Origin of the sequence: Nonomuraea sp. NPDC004580 (assembly GCF_040609855.1) — a bacterium.
GTDB classification, from domain to species: Bacteria; Actinomycetota; Actinomycetes; order Streptosporangiales; family Streptosporangiaceae; genus Nonomuraea; species Nonomuraea salmonea.
Window position 1 is genome coordinate 176,903 of the sequence record NZ_JBEXLH010000004.1, and the last position, 14,438, is coordinate 191,340.

General features: G+C 73.1%; 16 protein-coding genes and 1 pseudogene. 10 read left to right on the top strand and 7 right to left on the bottom strand.

Annotated features, from left to right (window positions below):
• Positions 1-7 precede the first annotated feature (7 nt).
• From ABZW11_RS07975 to ABZW11_RS07985, 3 genes are all read left to right on the top strand, one after another.
• Positions 8-880: an RNA polymerase sigma-70 factor gene (locus tag ABZW11_RS07975; protein WP_355414060.1), complete on the top strand. Its 873-nt coding sequence runs from the start codon at positions 8-10 to the stop codon at positions 878-880.
• 154 nt (positions 881-1,034) lie between these two features.
• Entirely contained in the window at positions 1,035-2,141 is a 1,107-nt protein-coding gene (locus tag ABZW11_RS07980; protein ID WP_355413894.1) for a histidine kinase, read from the top strand.
• Positions 2,138-2,794, top strand: coding sequence for a response regulator transcription factor (locus tag ABZW11_RS07985; RefSeq protein WP_355413896.1), 657 nt, complete (start codon positions 2,138-2,140; stop codon positions 2,792-2,794). The genes ABZW11_RS07980 and ABZW11_RS07985 overlap by 4 nt, the downstream gene beginning before the upstream one ends.
• Position 2,795: 1 nt before the next feature.
• Here ABZW11_RS07985 and ABZW11_RS07990 read toward each other — a convergent pair whose 3' ends face one another.
• The gene (locus tag ABZW11_RS07990; RefSeq protein ID WP_355413898.1) at positions 2,796-3,452 is read right to left on the bottom strand and encodes a maleylpyruvate isomerase N-terminal domain-containing protein; all 657 of its coding nucleotides are present in this window, start codon (positions 3,450-3,452) and stop codon (positions 2,796-2,798) included.
• A gap of 42 nt (positions 3,453-3,494) precedes the next feature.
• Positions 3,495-4,511: a LacI family DNA-binding transcriptional regulator gene (locus ABZW11_RS07995; RefSeq protein ID WP_355413900.1), complete on the bottom strand. Its 1,017-nt coding sequence runs from the start codon at positions 4,509-4,511 to the stop codon at positions 3,495-3,497.
• Between the two features lie 31 nt (positions 4,512-4,542).
• On the opposite strand from ABZW11_RS07995, the gene ABZW11_RS08000 reads away from it, so the two are divergent.
• Positions 4,543-5,832, top strand: coding sequence for an MFS transporter (locus ABZW11_RS08000; RefSeq protein WP_355413902.1), 1,290 nt, complete (start codon positions 4,543-4,545; stop codon positions 5,830-5,832).
• Here ABZW11_RS08000 and ABZW11_RS08005 read toward each other — a convergent pair.
• From ABZW11_RS08005 to ABZW11_RS08020, 4 genes are all read right to left on the bottom strand, one after another.
• A complete protein-coding gene (locus tag ABZW11_RS08005) occupies positions 5,777-8,164 on the bottom strand; it encodes an excinuclease ABC subunit UvrA (RefSeq protein ID WP_355413904.1) in 2,388 nt (795 codons plus the stop codon). The two genes, ABZW11_RS08000 and ABZW11_RS08005, sit on opposite strands and share 56 nt — an antisense overlap.
• Before the next feature lie 154 nt (positions 8,165-8,318).
• A complete protein-coding gene (locus ABZW11_RS08010) occupies positions 8,319-8,939 on the bottom strand; it encodes a TetR/AcrR family transcriptional regulator (RefSeq protein WP_355413906.1) in 621 nt (206 codons plus the stop codon).
• Entirely contained in the window at positions 8,939-9,787 is an 849-nt protein-coding gene (locus tag ABZW11_RS08015) for an oxidoreductase (protein ID WP_355413908.1), read from the bottom strand. The genes ABZW11_RS08010 and ABZW11_RS08015 overlap by 1 nt, the downstream gene beginning before the upstream one ends.
• 90 nt (positions 9,788-9,877) lie before the next feature.
• On the bottom strand, positions 9,878-10,069 hold the full coding sequence (locus tag ABZW11_RS08020) for a hypothetical protein (protein ID WP_355413910.1): 192 nt from the start codon (positions 10,067-10,069) through the stop codon (positions 9,878-9,880).
• 1 nt (position 10,070) lies between these two features.
• On the opposite strand from ABZW11_RS08020, the gene ABZW11_RS08025 reads away from it, so the two are divergent.
• Complete coding sequence (locus tag ABZW11_RS08025; protein WP_355413912.1) at positions 10,071-10,430, top strand: hypothetical protein; 360 nt, start codon at positions 10,071-10,073, stop codon at positions 10,428-10,430.
• 31 nt (positions 10,431-10,461) lie between these two features.
• Entirely contained in the window at positions 10,462-11,238 is a 777-nt protein-coding gene (locus tag ABZW11_RS08030) for a maleylpyruvate isomerase family mycothiol-dependent enzyme (protein ID WP_355413914.1), read from the top strand.
• A 4-nt stretch (positions 11,239-11,242) separates the two neighbouring features.
• Here the strand turns inward: ABZW11_RS08030 and ABZW11_RS08035 are convergent, their stop codons facing one another.
• Positions 11,243-11,716, bottom strand: coding sequence for a hypothetical protein (locus ABZW11_RS08035; RefSeq protein ID WP_355413916.1), 474 nt, complete (start codon positions 11,714-11,716; stop codon positions 11,243-11,245).
• Between the two features lie 77 nt (positions 11,717-11,793).
• Here ABZW11_RS08035 and ABZW11_RS08040 point away from each other — a divergent pair.
• The 4 genes and pseudogenes from ABZW11_RS08040 to ABZW11_RS08055 form a co-directional block, all read left to right on the top strand.
• Positions 11,794-12,030: pseudogene (locus ABZW11_RS08040) on the top strand (MgtC/SapB family protein); the annotation flags it as partial.
• A gap of 136 nt (positions 12,031-12,166) precedes the next feature.
• Positions 12,167-12,559, top strand: coding sequence for a GntR family transcriptional regulator (locus ABZW11_RS08045; protein ID WP_355413917.1), 393 nt, complete (start codon positions 12,167-12,169; stop codon positions 12,557-12,559).
• The gene (locus ABZW11_RS08050) at positions 12,556-13,401 is read left to right on the top strand and encodes an ABC transporter ATP-binding protein (RefSeq protein WP_355413918.1); all 846 of its coding nucleotides are present in this window, start codon (positions 12,556-12,558) and stop codon (positions 13,399-13,401) included. Before ABZW11_RS08045 ends, ABZW11_RS08050 begins: the two co-directional genes overlap by 4 nt.
• Positions 13,398-14,360: a hypothetical protein gene (locus tag ABZW11_RS08055; protein ID WP_355413920.1), complete on the top strand. Its 963-nt coding sequence runs from the start codon at positions 13,398-13,400 to the stop codon at positions 14,358-14,360. Before ABZW11_RS08050 ends, ABZW11_RS08055 begins: the two co-directional genes overlap by 4 nt.
• Positions 14,361-14,438: the final 78 nt, after the last annotated feature.

The following is a 14,438-nucleotide window of genomic DNA, read 5'->3' on the forward strand; positions in this document are numbered from 1 at the left end:
CGGCCGGATGGACCCGGCCACCGAGGACTTCGTGGCCCACAGGAACCTGCTGTTCACCGTGGCGTACGAGCTGCTCGGCTCGGCCGCCGACGCCGAGGACGTGCTGCAGGAGACCTGGCTGAAGTGGGTGGGCGTCGATCTCGGCACGGTGCGGGATCGGCGGGCGTACCTGATCAGGATGGTGACGCGGCAGGCGCTGATGCGGCTGCGCACGCTCGGCCGGCGCAAGGAGTCGTACGTCGGCCCGTGGCTGCCCGAGCCGCTGCTGACCACGCCCGACGTGGCCGAGGACGTCGAGCTGGCCGAGAGCGTCTCCATGGCCATGCTGCTGGTGCTGGAGACGCTCACGCCGGCCGAGCGGGCGGTGTTCGTGCTGCGTGAGGTGTTCGCCCTCGGCTACGACGAGATCGCCGAGGCCGTGGACAAGAGCCAGGCCGCGGTCCGCCAGATCGCCCACCGGGCTCGCTCGCACGTCGCCGCCCGCCGGCCGCGCGCGGGCGTCTCGCCGGCCGAGATCCGTGACGCGCTCGACGCCTTCCGGCGGGCGGCGGAGACCGGCGACCTGCAAGGGCTGCTCGCCGTCCTCGCGCCCGACGCCGTCTTCCTCAGCGACGGCGGCGGAGTCGTGGAGGCGCTGCTGGAGCCGCTCGTGGGGGCCGAGCGGATCGCCCCGCTGGCCGCCGCGCTGTCCAGGTTCGGCGCCGGCGCGCTGCAGCCGGCCCACGTCAACGGCCATCCGGCCCTGGTGCTCCGCGTCGATGGCGGGATCGACGCCGTCATCACGGTGCGGGTCGAGGGCGGCCTGATCAGGGGCGTGTACGCCGTACGCAATCCGGAGAAGCTGTCGCGCGTGTATGAGGAGACCCCGGTGAGCCGCTGAGCGGGACGGGCGGGCCCGATCGCTTCATCGGCCCTGGAACGTCGGACGAGCAGGACGCCGGCGGCCCGCCCACCAGCGGGCCGCCGGCAGTGGGAACAGAACAGTACTTTCGGCCGGTACAAGCCCATGGGACCCGTGCCCTAGCGTGGCCGCCGTGCGTGCTCCCGTTCGGCTCGAGGTGGCGGCCGAGATCGGACTCGGCGTCGTGCTCGCGCTGGCCATCGCCTACCAGGCCGTCCGCCTCGCCGCCAGCTGGGGTGGCGGCTATTGGGTGCCCGGCGCCTGCGTCGGCGCGGTGGTGGCGGTGCTCGCCGTGGCACGCCGCGCCGCCCGGCTGTGGACGGTCGTGGCCGGCCTGACCGTGGCCGGGCTCGCCGTCCTGCCCGCACACCTCCTCCGCCTGCCGGCGGAGCCGGGCCCTGCCACCGCGCTCGGCCTGGCGGTGCTCATCGGCTCCGCGGTCAGGGAACTGCCCGCCGTCCAGGCGCTCGCCGTGGCCGCCGCAGGGGCGGTCGTCATGACGGGCGGCCTGCTGACCGGCTCCGGCTCGCCCGTGCCGGTCCAGGGCGGCCTGATCTGGCTCGCCGCTCTCGGGAGCGGGCTCGTCCCCCGATGGCTGGCCGCCCGCCGCCGCGCCGCCACCGAGCGCGTACGCCGTGCCGAGCGCCGCGAGCTGGCCAGGGAGCTGCACGACGTCGTGGCCCACCACGTCACCAGCATCGTGCTCCAGGCGCAGGCCGCCCAGCTCGTCACCGCCAAGCACCCGGACAGGACGGCCGCCTCGCTCGCCGGCATCGAGGCCGCGGGCCACGAGGCGCTGGCCGCGACCCGCCGCGTGGTCGGCCTGATGCGCGAGAGCGCCCACGGCGTGACGGGTTCCCAGGAGCTCGCCGAGCTGGTCGAACGCTTCGACGGCCCCGGCCGATCGGCGCGGCTGCGGCTGGCCGCCGAGCCCGACGGCTGGCCGGCCGAGGTGCGCAGCACCGTGTACCGCGTCGTCCGCGAGTCGCTGACCAACGTCGCCAGGCACGCCGGGCACGCCCGTGTGGTCACCGTCGGCATCACCCAGGACGAGCAGGCCGTCACGGTCGTGGTCGAGGACGACGCCCCGCACCCGGCCGCCCGCCCCCACCGCGCCGGCTACGGCATCATCGGCATGCGGGAACGCCTCGACGCCCTGGGCGGAACCCTGACCGCCGGCCCCGGCCCTGGCGCGGGCTGGGTCGTGCGCGCCACCGTCCCCGCCGGGGAACGCCGATGACGCCGCCCATCCGGGTGCTGGTGGCCGACGACCAGGCGATGATCAGGGCCAGCCTGCGCATCATCCTGGAGGACCAGCCCGAGATCGTCGTGGTCGCCGAGGCGGGCGACGGCGACGAGGCCATCGAGCAGGCCCGCCGGACACGTCCTGACGTCTGCCTGGTGGACGTCCAGATGCCCCGCCTCGACGGGATCGAGGTGGCCCGCGCACTGGCCGACGCCCCGACCAGGGTGGTCATGGTCACCACGTTCGACCTGGACGAATACGTCCACGGCGCGCTGCACTGCGGCGCGGCCGGGTTCGTGCTGAAGGACGCCGGCCCCGCGCTGCTCGTCGAGGCCGTACGGGCCGCCCACGCGGGCGACGCGCTCATCTCGCCGTCGATCACGCTGCGGTTGCTGCGCCGGCTCGCCGACCGCGGAGCGGGGGGCGCGGCCCGCGCGCCCGCGCAGCCCCTGACCGCGCGGGAGACCGAGATCGTCCTTGCGGTCGCCAGGGGGTGCAGCAACCAGGAGATCGCCGACGAGTTGTTCATCGCGGTGAGCACGGTCAAAGGGCATGTGGCGGGCGCCCAGGCCAAGCTCGGCGTCCGCAACCGGGTCGAGATCGCGGCCTGGGCCTGGGGGAGCCGCATGATGGACGCGGAGCGCTAGGTCAGCCCACGACGAACGGCAGCCGGCCGGCCAGGTCGCCCAGCCCGTCCCGCTCCGCTGGGGTCGGGGTGCGGCGGCCGGTGCCGACGAGCAGCGCGGCCTCGTCGGAGAACGACGCGGGGAACGCGGCCCCGGCGATCTTCTCCAGCATCTCCCGCGACTGGGCCGGCCCCTCAGCGGGCGGGCCGGGCACGCCGGGCAGGTGGGCGATCAGGTCGAGGTGGTGCAGCGTCCATTCGAGCACGTACGCCGTGAGGTAGTCGCCCGCCGTGAGCACCTCGTCCCGCGTACGGACCCGCATCGCGGGGTCGGCCAGCGCGGCGGCCCGTCCCGCGGCGGAGCCGACGTCGTCGAGGTGGAACTTCAGCAGGTACGGGTCCTCGTAGGCGGCGGCCAGCCGGACCGTGAGCGCGTCGAGCGGGTCGTCACCGGTCGGGGGAGTGCCGGTGACCTCCCAGTACGTGATCGCGTCGCGGGTCGGCGGCTCGTCGGTCGGGGTGACGAGGGTGATCAGGACGTCCTGGGCGTCGATGACCAGGTGGCAGACCAGGTCGCGCACGAGCCACCCGGCACAGCCCGACGGCTCGGCGAAGGCGTCGTCGGGCAGGTCGGCGACCGCGGCGCGCAACGCCGCCCAGGAACGTTCGAAGGCATCCACGCGCCCACACCGTAGCGGCTGGTCACGAGGCGGACAACCGGCTCACCCGGTGATGCTCCACGGGATCTCCCGCTCACCGGCGTCGCCTGGGTCGAGGGCGAGCTGCGCGCAGCGGCGGCCCTGGTCGCGCAGCGGGTTGGTGACGGAGGTGATGCCGAGCCGCCGAGCTGCCGGTGAGGCGTCCCAGCCGAGGTAGGCGGCGCCCGGGTGGGAGTCTTCGAGTGCCTGGCGGGCGCCGATCGCGAGCTCGTCGCTCATGGCGATGACGAGCGCGTCCGCGGGCAGACGGTCGGCGAGGTCGCGGGCGGCGGCGGCGCCGTCGGCGCGGGTGTTGCGGGCGACGACCGCGACCGGTATGCCGTCCCAGGTCAGGCCGGCCTCCTCGATGGCGTCGCGGTAGCCGCGCAGGCGGGCGTCGGTGACGGGGAACGGGACGTGCGGCGGCAGACCGGCGCCGGTGGTCGTCATGGCCGCGCGGGCGCGGTCGAGCGGGAACGAGATCACGGCGGGCGTACGGCCCTCGCGCAGCGCGCGGGCGGCGATGGCGCGGGCGGCGGCGCGGTCGTCCTGGGTGACGCGGGCGATGCCGTCGCGCCCGGGGCCGCCCTGGATGACGGCGGGCCGCGGATCGCCCGCGACGGCCGCGAGCACCGGGTCGTCCTCGGTGGTGGTCCATAGCACGAACGCGTCCACGGCGGCCGACAACACCCGGTCGGCGTCGTCGGCGTCGCCCCGCGTCGGGATGAACGTCAGCCCCTGCCCCTCCTCGACGCACACCTCGGCCACGCCCGCGAGGAACCTGGCCGCCTGCGGGTCGTCGAAGGCGTAGACCAGGTGCTCGCTGAAGACCACGCCGAGCTGCCTGGTGCGGCCGGACTTCAGCGCGCGGCCCACGGCGTCGGGGTGATAGCCCAGCTCGCCGGCCGCGCGGTGGACGCGTTCGCGGGTGGCGTCGGCGACGCGGGCGGGGCGGGTGAAGGTGTAGGAGGCGGTCATCAGCGAGACGCCCGCGCGGGCGGCCACGTCCTTCAGCGTCACGCGTCTGCGGTTGGTGGACACGCCGCCATCCTAGTTGTGTATCGTTACACATATGACTGAAGCCAGCTTGCCGGGTCGTGCCGCGCCGTTTCTGGGTTTCGCGGGGTTCGGGGTGTTCTGGGGGGTGTGGGGTGCCTGCCTGCCCCTGCTGCGCGCCCATGCCGGGGTGGGTGATGCGCGGTTCGGCGTCGCGCTGCTGCTGGTGGGGGCCGGGGCGCTGCCCGCCATGCTGCTGACCGGGCGGCTCGTGGACGCCGTCGGGCTGCGGGTGGCCGGGATGCTGCTCACGCTGCTGGGCGTCGCGGGCGTGGTGCTGTGCGCGGTCTCGTCCGGCTATGCCGGGTTGTGCGCGGGCATCCTCGCCGTGGGTGCCGCCTCAGGGGCTACGGACGTGGCCATCAACACGCTCGCCGCCACCGCGGAGAAGCGGACCGGCCGCCCTGTCGTGGCCCGCTCGCACGCCGCCTTCTCCGCCACCGTCGCGGCGAGCAGCCTGGCAGCGGGCGCGCTGGCCGCCGCGACCGGCAGCCTGCTCGCCGCCTTCGCCGCCGCCGCCGTCGTCGTGGTCGCGCTCGGCACGGTCGTGGCCGCCGCCACCCGATCGACCACGGTACGGGACGGCGCCGCGCCCGACGGCGACCAGGCCGCTGCCGCACAGGAACCGGCGGGCCATCGGGACGAGCAGGCCGACGGCGCGGCGGTGCGGGCAGAGGGCGGCGGGCGGTTGCCGGGGCGGGGGGCGTTGCTGGTGGTCGGAGGTGTGGGGGCGTTGGCGTTCGCGGCGGAGAACGCGTTCCAGACCTGGGCCGCGGTGCTGCTGACCGACGCGTTCGCGGCCTCGCCCGCGCTGGCCGCCGTCGCCCCTGCCGCGTTCGCCACGACGGCCGCGCTGGCCAGGCTGGCGGGCGGCCCCGTCATGCTGCGCCGCCCGATCGCCACGCTGGTCACCGCGGGCCTGATCGCGACGGCGGGCGGCGTGCTGACGGCGTTCGCCCCGTCGCTGCAGCTCGCCCTGGCGGGCGTCGTCGCGGCGGCGCTGGGCACCGCGACGCTCTTCCCCACCCTCCTGTCGTACGGGCTGCGGCCCGTCCCCGACGCGTTCAGGGGCCGGGCCACCTCGGCCATCTCGACGGTCGCCTACCTGGGCTTCCTGGCAGGCCCTGCGTACTTCGGCCTGCTCGCCGACGCCGGCGGCGTGCAGCGGGCGTTCCTCGGCGTGGCCGCGCTGACCGGATTGCTCCTGGCGGCCGTCCCGGTGCTGCCCAGACTGGGGAGACCGGAGCCGATCACGCCCCGACGTACGCGGCCAGATGCTCGCCCGTCAGCGTCGAACGGGCCTTGACCAGCTCGGCCGGCGTGCCCTCGAACACCACCCGGCCACCGTCGTGACCGGCACTGGGACCCAGGTCGATGATCCAGTCGGCGTGCGCCATGACCGCCTGGTGGTGCTCGATGACGATGACCGACTTGCCGCTGTCCACGAGCCGGTCGAGCAGGCCGAGCAGCTGCTGGACGTCGGCCAGGTGCAGGCCGGAGGTCGGCTCGTCCAGGACGTACACGCCGCCCTGCTCGGCCATGTGGGTGGCCAGCTTGAGCCGCTGCCGCTCGCCGCCGGACAGCGTGGTGAGCGGCTGGCCCAGCGTCAGGTAGCCGAGCCCGACGTCGGCGAGCCTGGTGAGGATGGCGTGCGCGGCCGGCGTACGGGCCTCGCCCGCGCCGAAGAACTCCACGGCCTCGGCCACCGGCATGGCCAGCACCTCGCTGATGTCGCGCCCGCCGAGCTTGTGCTCCAGGACCGACGGGTGGAACCGCTTGCCCTCGCACTCCTCGCAGACGGTGGTGACGCCGGCCATGAAGCCTAGCTCGGTCTCGACGACGCCGGAGCCGTTGCAGTCGGGGCAGGCGCCCTCGGAGTTGGCGCTGAACAGCGCCGGCTTGACGCCGTTGGCCTTGGCGAACGCCTTGCGGATCGGGTCGAGCAGGCCGGTGTAGGTGGCCGGGTTGCTGCGCCGGGAGCCGCGGATGGGGCTCTGGTCGATCGACACCACGCCGGCGCGGGCCGGGATCGAGCCGTGGATGAGCGAGCTCTTGCCGGACCCGGCCACGCCGGTGACGACGGTCAGCACGCCGAGCGGGACGTCGACGTCCACGTTCCGCAGGTTGTTGGTGGTGGCGCCGCGGATCTCCAGGACGCCGGTCGGCTCGCGCACGGTGTCCTTCAGCGTGGCGCGGTCGTCGAGGTGGCGCCCGGTGATGGTGCCGGCCGCCCGCAGCCCCTCGAGGGTGCCCTCGTAGCAGATCTCGCCGCCCGCCGAGCCGGCGCCGGGCCCCAGGTCCACCACGTGGTCGGCGATCGCGATCGTCTCCGGCTTGTGCTCGACGACCAGCACCGTGTTGCCCTTGTCGCGCAGCCGCAGCAGCAGGTCGTTCATGCGCTGGATGTCGTGCGGGTGCAGGCCCGCGGTGGGCTCGTCGAAGACGTAGGTGACGTCGGTGAGCGAGGAGCCGAGGTGGCGGATCATCTTGACGCGCTGCGCCTCGCCGCCCGACAGGGTGCCCGCCGGCCGGTCGAGCGACAGGTAGCCGAGCCCGATCTGGACGAACGAGTCGAGCGTGTGCGCCAGCTTGCCGAGGAGCGGGGCCACGGAGGGCTCGTCGAGGCCGCGCACCCATTCGGCCAGGTCGCTGATCTGCATCGAGCAGGCGTCGGCGATGTTGACGCCGCCGATGCGCGAGGAGCGGGCCAGTTCGCTGAGGCGGGTGCCGTCGCACTCGGGGCAGGCGGTGAACGTGACCGCCCGCTCCACGAACGCCCTGATGTGCGGCTGCATCGCCTCGGGGTCCTTCGACAGGAACGACTTGCGGATCTTCGGGATCAGCCCCTCGTACGTGAGGTTGACGCCGTCGACCTTGACCTTCATCGGCTCCCCGTACAGGAAGTCGTTCAGCTCCTTCTTGGTGAAGTCGCGGATCGGCTTGTCGGGGTCGACGAGGCCGGAGGCCATGAAGACGCGGACGGTCCAGAAGCTGTCGACCTTGTAGCCGGGCACGGTGATGGCGCCCTCGGAGATCGACTTGGAGTCGTCGTAGAGCTGGGTGAGGTCGAGGTCGTTGACCGTGCCGCGGCCCTCGCAGCGCGGGCACATGCCGCCGGTGCGGGTGTAGGTCGCCTTGACCGGCTTCTTCTTCTCGCCGCGCTCGACCGTGATCGCGCCGCTGGCCCGCACGGTGGGCACGTTGAAGGAGAACGCGTTGGGCGAGCCGATGTGCGGCTGCCCCAACCGGCTGAACAGGATGCGCAGCATCGCGTTGGCGTCGGTGGCGGTGCCTACCGTGGAGCGCGGGTCGGCGCCCATGCGCTGCTGGTCGACGATGATCGCGGTGGTGAGCCCGTCGAGCACGTCCACCTCGGGCCGCGCCAGCGTCGGCATGAAGCCCTGGACGAACGTGCTGTACGTCTCGTTGATCATCCGCTGCGACTCGGCGGCGATCGTGCCGAAGACCAGCGAGCTCTTGCCCGACCCCGACACCCCCGTGAACACCGTCAGCCGGCGCTTCGGGATCTCGACGCTGACGTCCTTGAGGTTGTTGACGCGGGCGCCGTGCACGCGGATGAGGTCGTGGGTGTCGGCGGCGTGGGGCGCGGGCGACTGGGTGTCCGTGCTCGTGGCCATGCTGTCGGAGTCTCCATCTGTCTTATGGGCGCTGCCGCTGGTCGGGCAGTATGAGCAGTATGTCGGTTTTCGCCGCTCTCAGGGGGCGGCGGCCGCGCATGCGACTCAGGTTAGGTGCGCGCCCGCGACGAGGGCTTCTCCAATACTGACCGTTTCACCCCTGCCTGGTCAGCCCGGCACACGTCAGCCAGATGTGCTCGCATGCCGCCGACGCCAGCTCCAGGCTCCCTGGCGACTCCTGCGAGGCGTGGTAGAAGCTCCGCTCGATCATCCAGCACAGCGCGCGGGCCATCGCCGCCGCCTGGTCGGGCGCGCCGCCGGCCGGCACGCCCGCCCGTTCCAGCACGGCGACGATGGCTCCGGTGAACAGGTCGGCCGTGTGGCTCCACAGCTGCCCGATCTCCGGCACGGTCAGCGACAGGTCGATCGCCGTGCGCATGACCAGGCCGTGCTCGTTCCACAGCTCGATCGTGCGTCGCATGGCCGCCGCGATGGCCTGGCGCGGGTCGTCGCTCTCGGCCGTGGCCCGCGAGCGCTCCCACAGGTGCTCGACGGTCCGCGCCACGAGCGCCGTGACCACCTCCTGCTTCGAGCCGAAGTAGAAGTAGAGCGCGCCGCGGGTGATGCCGGCGCCCTGGGCGATGTCGCCGACCGTCATCGCCTCGTAGCCCTTCTCCGCCAGCAGCGACTCGCAGGTGTCGAGGATCGCCCGCTCCCTCAGATCCCCCTTGCGCTCCGTGGCGCGCCGGCGCCGCGCGGGCTGGGTGCCGGGCATCAGAGCTGCGCGCCCTCGGGGAAGTCCGTCGTACGGGAGAGCTCCTCCCATGCGCGGATGTCCTCCTCCACGGCGGCGCGCTGGGCGGCGATCAGGCGCAGCGCGTCGGAGCCCAGCACCAGGTGGGCCGGCGGCTCCTCGATCGAGGCGATGTGCACGACGGCCTCCCCGGCCTTGGCCGGATTGCCCAGCTGGTTGCCGCTCGCCTTGAGCCGCTTCTGGCGGATGGGCATGAACAGCTCGTCGTAGTCCTCGATGAAGTGCTCGGCGCGCGTCATGGACCGCCCCGCCCAGTCCGTACGGAACGAGCCCGGCTCGATCGCCGTCACGTGGATGCCGAACTGCTCGACCTCCTGGCCCAGCGACGCGAGGATGCCCTCCATGGCCCACTTGCTACCGCAGTAGGCGGACATGCCGGGCACCGTCATCATCCCGGCCATGGAGGTGACGGCCATCAGGTGGCCGCGGCGGCGCTGCCGCATGTAAGGGAGCACCGCTCGCAGCGTGGACACCGCCCCGAAGACGTTGACCTCGAACTGCCGCCGCACCTCCGCCAGCGGGGTCTCCTCGAACGTGCCCTCCAGGCCGTAACCGGCGTTGGCGATGACGACGTCGAGCGGGCCGACGTTCTGCTCGACGTCGGCGAACACCCGGGTGACCGCCTCGTCGTCGGTCACGTCGAGCATGCGGCCGTGCGCGCGGCCCGGCTCCAGCTCCTCGAACGCCCGCAGGTCCGCCTCGGAGCGGACGGTCCCCGTGACGGTGTGCCCGGCGGCCAGCGCCGCCTGGGCGATGGCCCGGCCGAGGCCCGAGCTGACGCCGGTGATGAGCCACTTCTGTTGCTGCATGTCCCCCTCCAAGGGCTCCGAGGAGGAGCCCGGCCGGCTCCCCACAGCACAAAATCTACACTATGTCGATTTTTCTCGCCAAGGTGTCGATTATCGTTGTGGAGCGGCGGCGCACCAGATCTCCGCCGCCGCGCACACCACCGCCGCGAGCACCATCGCGGCCGCCGGCCCCGCAACGCCGCCCATGACGGCGACGCCGAGCATGGCCCCGGCCTGCCGTACGGCGTTGAGCAGCCCTCCCGCCTGCGCGGGCGAGTTGTCGGGCGAGCGGCTGCTGGTCAACGTGCCCTCCTGCTCCTTCCACCTGGCCGCCGACCGGGCCTTCTGGCCCGCGATGGAACGCGTGCAGGCGGGTAGGGTCGCGCCCAGCCTGGGCGGCCCGGTCGCGCACGCGGCCGTCGCAGGACGGACGGACTCTCCGCGGCACGGGCTGGACCTCCTCGAAGCCCTCCCGACCGAGCGGGAGCGGTTCCAGCCGTACCACGCCGTACGGGGTGACCTGCTGGCCAGGCTCGGGCGGCACGAGGACGCGGCGGCGGCGTACGCGCAGGCCGTCGGACTCACCACCGATCCGGCAGTCCGCGCGTTCCTCACGACTCGGCGATCTCCCGGCAAAATGTCGGACGAGGCCGGTACGGTCTGATCGACAACATCGAGCATCTGGAGTAGTGGCCATGGACACATCCGCATACGTGAGGGCCGCCGTCGAGCAGACGGACACGCTGGCCGACTGGGTCGACGGCAAGGACGCCGCGACCCCCGTGCCGACCTGCCCTGAGTGGACGCTGGCCGACCTCGTCGACCACGTCGGCGGGGTGCAGCGGATGGTGACCATGCTGGTCGGTGACCGGCTGATCGACCCGACCCCGGCGTTCACCGGCGCCGTCCCCGGTCCGACGGATCCGGCCGAGTGGCGCGAATGGCTGACCCGCTGCGCGGCCGAGGTGCGGCAGGCATACTCCTCGGTCTCCGATGACACGCCGGTGTGGGATCCGTCGGGCGCCGCGGCGGGCGTGCCGTTCTGGGCGCGCCGGGTGTTCGGCGAGGTCTGCGTCCACCGGGCCGACGCGGCGGCGGCGCTCGGCCTGCCCTACGAGCTGGCGCCCGACCTCGCGGTCGCGGCCCTGGCCGACTGGCTGACCACGATGACCTCGCGCGGCTACTGGGACAACGTGCCGCGCTTCGCCGAGGCGATGCGCGGAGACGGCCAGACCCTGCGCTTCCGCGCCACCGACGCCGCCGGCGACTGGCTGGCCCGCCGCGAGCAGGACGGCGTCGTCCTGGAGCAGGGCGGCGACAAGGCCGACGTCACGGTCAGCGGCCCGGCCACCGACCTCCTCCTCGTGATCACCAGGCGCCGCGCCCTCGACGCGGCGCCCGCGCTCGACGTGCAGGGCGACCGGGCGCTGTTCGAGCACTGGATCGACCACATGGACTGGGTCGCCGGCTGAGCCGTCACTGGCCGATCATGCGGACCTTCATCACGTACCAGAACGACTCCTCGTACGTGCCGACGATGTTCTTCGTGTAGGTGTAGACCTCGCCGGGGTCGAGCGTCTGGCACGTCCCGCCGTAGACCTCGACCTCGCCCAGCTCGACACCGGCCCCGACCAGCGGCGGGGTGACCTCGCGCAGGCTGTAGGACTTGATGGTGTTGCCGCTGATGGTGATGTCGGGGATGTTGAAGTCGGCGGGGTCCGCGTCGTCGCCGGCGCGCATGTTCACCCAGCCCCCGGGATACAGGTACGGAAGCAGCCGCACCCGGATCTCGTCCTTCCCGTCCGATTCGGCCACCTCGATCGCGTCGAGGTCGTAGAACTCCACCCGGCACGACGACGTCGCCGTGGCCGCCTGCGCCGCCGGTGCGGCCGGCACGCCCACGGCCGCCGTCAGAGCGAGCGCGGTGGCGAGTTTGTACGAGTACCGCATACTGCTTCCCCTCCTGGTGAACTGCCTGGAAACGTGCCGCCAGGGTCCGGCAGGACGCGTGAGCCGACCGTGAGAGCCCAGCTCATCGCGGGTGTGCGGGGCTGTGGACGCACACGCTGGTCGGCTTCGCCTCTGCACTGATCATGCTGGTCTCCAAGTACGGCTTCGCGGACGTGCTCGGCGACAACGTCGCCCTCGACCCTTCCCGGGTGGCCGCGCAGATCGTGTCGGGCATCGGCTTCATCGGCGGCGGCCTGATCTTCGTGCGCCGCGACGCGGTGCGCGGCCTGACGACGGCCGCGGTGATGTGGCTGACCTGGACATCGACGGCGTGCTGACGGTCGCCGGCACCGACCTCGACGCCTCCGTCTCCTGAACCGGGCGAGTTGACAACGAGCGACCTCCTCCATCACCCTTTCACTACTTAAATAGTGAAAGGGTGATTCTGGCTTGATCGAGTTCAACCTGGAACGCGGGTCGGGGGTCTCGACCTACCTGCAGCTCGTGCACCAGGTGAAACAGGCTCTCCGGCTCGGCACGCTGCGGCCCGGCGACCAGTTGCCGACCGCCCGCGAGGTGGTCGAGCGCCTGGCCATCAACCCCAACACCGTGCTCAAGGCGTACCGGGAGCTGGAGCGCGAAGGGCTGGTCGAGGGGCGGCCTGGGATGGGGACGTTCGTCCGGCAGGGCATCGCGGGCGCGACGCTCGCCGACCACACGCGGCTGCGGCGGTCCCTGGAGTCGTGGGTGCGCGACGCCCGCGCGGCGGGGCTCGACGAGGAGGACCTGCGGGCGCTGTTCACCGTGGTCGTGGCCGACGTCGCGAAGGAGGGCGCGGCATGAACCCCGCGCTGGAGGCGACCGGGCTGTGCGTCCGCTACCGCCGTACGTGGGCGCTGCGCGACTGCTCGCTGTCGCTGCCCGCAGGACGCGTGGCGGCGCTCGTCGGCCCCAACGGCGCCGGCAAGACGACGCTCATGCACGCGGCCGTCGGCCTGCTGCGGCCCGCGATGGGCGGCGTGCGGGTGGCCGGCGAGGTGGCGTTCGTGGCCCAGGACAAGCCGCTGTACGACGCTTTCACCGTCGCCGAGATGCTCACCTTCGGCCGCCGCATGAACCGGCACTGGGACGACGCCGCCGCGGCCGACCGGCTCGCCGCGCTGGGCATCCCGCTGGATCGCAAGGCCGGCCGGCTGTCGGGCGGCCAGCAGGCACAGGTGGCGGTCACCCTGGCGCTGGCAAGGCGGCCCGACCTGCTCGTGCTGGACGAGCCGCTGGCCAACCTCGACCCCCTGGCCCGCCACGACGTGATGCGGTCGATCATGGCGGAGGTGGCCGGGCGCGAGCTGACCGTGCTGCTGTCCTCACACGTCGTCTCCGACCTGGAGGAGACATGCGACTGGCTGATCGTGCTCAACGGCGGCAGGCTGCAGGTAAGCGGCGACATCGAGGACTTGCTCGACGGGCATGTCGTGCTCACCGGGCCGGAGGAGGCGTCGACGGCGGGCACCCACGTGGTGACCGCGAGCCGTACCGGCAGGCAGGTCAGCCTGCTGGTCAGGGGCGCGCTCCCGCCCGACCCGCGCTGGCAGGCGCGCCGTCCAGGGCTGGGCGAGCTGGTCATGGGCTACCTGCGCAGCCCTGAGTCGGCGGCGCTGCCGGGGCTCGCGGGGGTACGCGCGTGATCTGGGTGACGTGGCGCCAGCACCGGGCGCAGATCCTCGTGACGGCGGGCTTCCTGGCAGCACTCGGCGTGCTGCTGCTCGGCTCGGGAGTGGAGGCCGGCCGGTACGTCGCCGAGCACGCACCGCCCGGCTGCCCGGGACCCGCCGTGGCCTGCGGCGACCTGGCCGTGGCACTCGGGCAGCGCTACGACGCGGTGTACTCGGTGTTCGGCTGGATGCCCCTGGTCGCTCCTGCGCTGATCGGCGCGTTCTGGGGCGCACCGCTGCTCGGCCGCGAGTACGAGCGCGGCACCCACCGCCTGGCCTGGACCCAGTCCGTGTCCGTGGGGCGCTGGCTGGCGATCAAGCTGTCGGTGCTGGGCGGGGCGGTCGTGGCCGGCGGGCTGCTGCTCTCGCTCATGGTGAGCCTGTGGCGGCCGGTCTTCAGGACGGGGATCGACTCCGCGTTCGGCAACATCGGCGTGTTCAACATGGTCGGCGTGGCGCCGGCGGCGTGGTGGCTGTACGCGTACGCGCTCGGCACGCTCGCCGGCACCATGTTCCGGCGGACGCTGCCCGCGATGGCGCTGGTCGTGGCCGGTGTGGCGGCGACCATGTTCACGCTGTTCCAGCTCAGCGACCACTACGCCGAGCCGGCCCGCGCTGAGCTGACCGGCACGGTGGTGCTGCCCGACCAGGACGCCCGGCTGGTGCGCGCCGCCTGGGTCGAACCGTCGGGGAAAGAGGTGGACGACCCTTCGAACACCGGCTGCCCGCGCCGCGTCGACGCGGGGCGGAGCAACAGGAACGCCGAGGCATGGCAGGCGTGCCTGTTCGGCAAGGGCTACCGCTACGCCGTGTACTACCACCCGCCGTCCCGGTTCTGGCGCTTCCAGTGGACGGAGGCGGCGATCCTGACGCTGGCCTCGGCGGCACTCGGCGGGCTGGCCGTGCGCCGCACCCTCCGCCGTCCGGGCTGAGGCCGTTGCTACACACCTGACGCATGGTCGCCGCCCGGCGGAGACGCGCTCATCGCGGGCCGGAGACATCGGTGCCGC

Excerpts from the sequence above, each read along its gene's own strand:
- ABZW11_RS07975 (WP_355414060.1), top strand. The coding sequence starts at position 8 with ATGGACCCGGCCACCGAGGACTTCGTGGCCCACAGGAACCTGCTGTTC.
- ABZW11_RS07985 (WP_355413896.1), top strand. The coding sequence starts at position 2,138 with ATGACGCCGCCCATCCGGGTGCTGGTGGCCGACGACCAGGCGATGATC.
- ABZW11_RS08000 (WP_355413902.1), top strand. The coding sequence starts at position 4,543 with ATGACTGAAGCCAGCTTGCCGGGTCGTGCCGCGCCGTTTCTGGGTTTC.
- ABZW11_RS08005 (WP_355413904.1), bottom strand. The coding sequence starts at position 8,164 with ATGGCCACGAGCACGGACACCCAGTCGCCCGCGCCCCACGCCGCCGAC.
- ABZW11_RS08010 (WP_355413906.1), bottom strand. The coding sequence starts at position 8,939 with ATGCCCGGCACCCAGCCCGCGCGGCGCCGGCGCGCCACGGAGCGCAAG.
- ABZW11_RS08015 (WP_355413908.1), bottom strand. The coding sequence starts at position 9,787 with ATGCAGCAACAGAAGTGGCTCATCACCGGCGTCAGCTCGGGCCTCGGC.
- ABZW11_RS08030 (WP_355413914.1), top strand. The coding sequence starts at position 10,462 with ATGGACACATCCGCATACGTGAGGGCCGCCGTCGAGCAGACGGACACG.
- ABZW11_RS08035 (WP_355413916.1), bottom strand. The coding sequence starts at position 11,716 with ATGCGGTACTCGTACAAACTCGCCACCGCGCTCGCTCTGACGGCGGCC.
- ABZW11_RS08050 (WP_355413918.1), top strand. The coding sequence starts at position 12,556 with ATGAACCCCGCGCTGGAGGCGACCGGGCTGTGCGTCCGCTACCGCCGT.